This is a genomic window from Streptomyces sp. NPDC058579 (genome assembly GCF_042718575.1).
Taxonomy (GTDB): domain Bacteria; phylum Actinomycetota; class Actinomycetes; order Streptomycetales; family Streptomycetaceae; genus Streptomyces.
The window spans coordinates 1-3,674 of sequence record NZ_JBHXPI010000089.1 but is presented as its reverse complement, the minus strand read 5'-3'; the positions used below and the strand labels follow the sequence as shown (position 1 = coordinate 3,674).

Annotated in this window: 1 protein-coding gene; it reads right to left on the bottom strand. The window is 70.1% G+C overall.

From position 1 onward, the window contains the following. Positions 1 to 88: 88 nt before the first annotated feature. Complete coding sequence (locus ACFWRO_RS36990) at positions 89 to 3,457, bottom strand: CARDB domain-containing protein (protein ID WP_384519076.1); 3,369 nt, start codon at positions 3,455 to 3,457, stop codon at positions 89 to 91. Positions 3,458 to 3,674 lie beyond the last annotated feature (217 nt).

Below are 3,674 nucleotides of genomic sequence, written 5' to 3'. Positions count from 1 at the left end.
GGGCGGCCCCCCACGGCTCCGGGGCGGCGCCCCCGCTGGCCCGGGGCCGCCGCATGGGAAGGGGTGGTGCGGGGGGGGGTGCGGGTCGTCAGTTCCGGTTGACGACGAACTGCGAGCCGGGCTCGATGAGGACGTCGCCCTCGGCCGAGTTGGTGATGGTGACGCCGGTCAGCGTCGCGCTGCCGCGCGCGCCGCTCATGGCGAGGACGCCGGAGCCGTTGTTCGACTTGTCGATCCGGACGTTGGTGATCTTCACGTCCGGCATCTCACCGCCGCCGGTCTTGAACTGGATGCCGTCGTACGTCGAGTCGAGGATGTCGGTGTCCCGGATGGTGACGCCCGGGATGGGCTGCCCCTGCGCGAAGAGCGTGATCGCGCCGAACTCCTGGTCCTCGTTCCAGAACGCGCCGCCGGTGCGATGCAGGGCGTTGTTGGCGATCAGGGTCTGCCCGGTGAAGGGCAGCGGGTCGTGGTCGGTCGCCAACATGATGCCCGGGTAGTTCATGGTGTCCGAGATGATGTTGTTCTCGATGGTGTTCCCGAAGCCCCCGTAGACGGCGATGCCGTTGGCGCGCCACGGCAGCTGGACGGTGTTGTTGCGGAAGTGGTTGTTGGATCCGATGTCCACCGAGGTGTCCTTGACGTACTTGCTGGCCCACACGGCCAGCGCGTCGTCGCCGTTGTTGCGGAAGGACGAGTCGAAGACGGTCGAATTCCGGGTGCCGTTGGCGAAGTTGATGCCGTCGGCGTAGGTGTTGCGGATCCGCATGCCGGTGAACTCCAGGCCGTCGCCGGGGCCCCAGAGCTCGGGGATGTTGGAGTAGTCACGGCCGGCCCAGACGCCGACGTTGGCGTGCTCGATCCAGACGTTGCTGATCTTGGTGTCCTTGCCGAAGCGTCCGTTGAGGCCGACTCCGCCCTCGGCGTTGCCGTCACCGCCGCGGATCTGGCCCGAGCCGAAGATGGCGATGTCGGAGATCTGCGTGTTGTGGTCGATGTCGAAGCCGAAGTTGCCCTCGTGCGGGTGGTTGATGCCGCCGGCCTGGTGCGGCGGGGTGAGGGTGTAGAGCTGGGAGTGCCACATGCCCGCGCCGCGGATCGTGACGTCCCGGATGCCGACCTGGTTGAACTGGCCCCGGTTGAGCGGGTCGTCGGTCAGGATCTTCTGCTCCTGGCGCCACTGCCCGGCGGGGATCCAGACGCAGGGGATCTGGCCGCTCTGGTCGGCGGTGACGGCGCGCTGGAGGGCGTCGGTGTCGTCGATGCCGTCGTTCGGGACAGCGCCGTACTCGGTGATGGAGGTGCAGTTGGCGGGCTTGGCGGCCGGCGGAGCCACCTGCTCCAGGTCGATCAGGTCGATGACGTAGAAGGCCGCCGAATCGCCCGCGTCGCGCTGGAGCCGGAACTTCGTGCCCACCGGGTACGTCTGCGTGAGCAGCGCGTGGGACTCGTCGAAGAGACGCCGGGCGTCACCGCCGGGCCGGTTGGTGAGGCCCTCGGGGTCGTCGGTGGTGCCGTAGAGCCAGCTGTGCTTGGACGACAGGGTCAGCTTGCGGACGAAGACGCCGTCCGCGTAGAGGCTGATCGTGGCGTCGGCTCCGCCGCCCGCGGTCGAGTCGGGGACGGAGTTGCGTACGACGATCGAGTTGGAGGGGTTCGTCGCGGTGAACTCGACGTACTGCCCTTGGGAGTTGAGGCGCACCGACTGGCGGCCTGAGGACTCGGTGGCGAAGTTGGTGTGGCCGAAGGTCCGCTTCTGGTCGGTGGTGAGGAGGGTGCCCTCGTATCGGGCGTCCTCCGCCTCGTACTCGGTGTACGGCACGGCCGCGCCGCGTCCGACGACGAGGGAGCGGCTGAAGACGTTGTTGCTCTCGTCGGTCTCGGCGAGGGTGCCGGTGGCGTCGGCGGTCGCGGTGAGGGTGGCGCCGCCGCTGGTCGCCGTCCAGGTGCCGGAGATGGCGACGGTGGCGGTCTGGCCCGCGGCGATCGCGCCCGCGGTGCCGTTCAGGGTGGTGGTTCCGGCCGTCAGCCGGGTGACGGTGCCGGCGGGGGCGCCGGTGGTGCCGCGGTTGTTGACGGCGACGGTGAAGGTGACGGCGGAGCCGACGGCGGGGCTGGCCGGGTTGGTGGTGATCCCGGTGATCCGCAGGTCGGGGCCGGGGCTCTGGCCGACGACGAGCTTCACGGCCGCGGTCCGGCTGTTGTTGGTGTTGTCCTGCTCGGCGACGGTGTCGGTGGGGTCGACCACGGCCGAGACGGTGTAGGAGCCCATGGGCCGCTTGCCGACCGCGACCGGGACGGTCGCAGAGGCGCCGGCGGCGAGGGCCGGGACCGGGGCGGAACCGGCGACGGCGCCTTCCAGGCTGACCTGGACGGTGGTCGCGGCGGCGGCAGCGGTGCCGGCGTTGCGGACGGTGGCGTCGACGGTCACTGCGTCCGTCTCGGACGGGGAGGAGGGGGTCCACGTCAGATCGGTGACGGTGAGGTCGGGGTTGGGCGCGGCCGCGCCCACGACCTGGAACTCCGCGACCTGGCCGCCGGGGGCGCCGGTGTTGGAGAAGAGGGTCAGGCGAAGGTCGGCGTACCGGCCGGTGACCGGGATCGTGACGGTGTTCTGGCCGGAGGGGCTGAAGGCGTAGTCGGCGCGTGCCTTGAGCGAGGTGAAGCCGGAGGCCGCCTGCTCACGTCCGAGGACCTCGATCGACTGGGTCCTGGGACCCCACACCGGGTCGGGGTTGAGCTTGACGACCACGGCCGTGACGTCGGCGTTCGAGCCGAGCTTCACGGTCAGGCTCGACGGGAAGCCGGCGGACTCCCAGTAGGTGGTGGCGCTGTCGTCGTTGGCGTTGGCGGCGACGTACGTCTGGGTGGTCGAGGTCGCCTCGATCGGCTTGTTGCGCGCGAGGTTGGTCCCCGGGGGCGGGTCGACGGGGCCCCCGCCGCCGTCGCCGTACACCTCCAGCTCGGAGAGCTGGGCGGCGTTCCAGCCGGAGTTCGACGTCACCTGGATCCGCAGGTACCGGGTGGTGACGGAGGTGAGCCCGATGGTGACGGCGTTCGCCTGGGCGGGGTCGAACGCGCGGGGCTGGGCGGCCGCGAGGGTGGTGAACGCGGAGCCGTCGGTGCTGCCGAGCACACCGAGGGTCTGCGAGCGGGCCTCCCACGTGGTCGGGAGCTTCAGGACGACGCTGTCGACGCGGGTTCCGGCGCCGAGGTCGACCTGCACCCACTGGGGGAACGACCCGGCCGGGCCCTCCCAGTAGGACTGCTGACTGCCGTCGGTGACGTTGCCGGCCGGGTACGCGCCGTGGGCGCCGCCGGCCGCGGCGGGTCTGCCGAGCGCCAGGTTGGGCGCGGCTGCTGCTGCGTATGCGGTGACCGGCAGGAGTCCGACGGCCACCAGCGCGGCTATCAGCATGCCGACCGTCAACCGCCAGCTCAGGGTTTTGCCTCTCATATGGGCCTCTCCACCGTGCTGGGCCCCGGCGCCGCCCCGAAACATGCTTCTCGCCAGGAACCGAGCGGAACTCTGACAATGAATGACGGCTACCTACAGACTTATTGAGCTCTTTCGTTAATCTTTTGCACCGTCGGCGTGTCAGGTTTCTATCAGGTCACCGCTTTGTCAACAGCCGTGACATGAAAAGGCTCCGGCGCCGGGGAGGGGGGGTGGC

What these genes read in the sequence shown, in the direction of transcription:
- ACFWRO_RS36990 (WP_384519076.1), bottom strand. Translation starts at nt 3,457, where the DNA reads ATGAGAGGCAAAACCCTGAGCTGGCGGTTGACGGTCGGCATGCTGATA.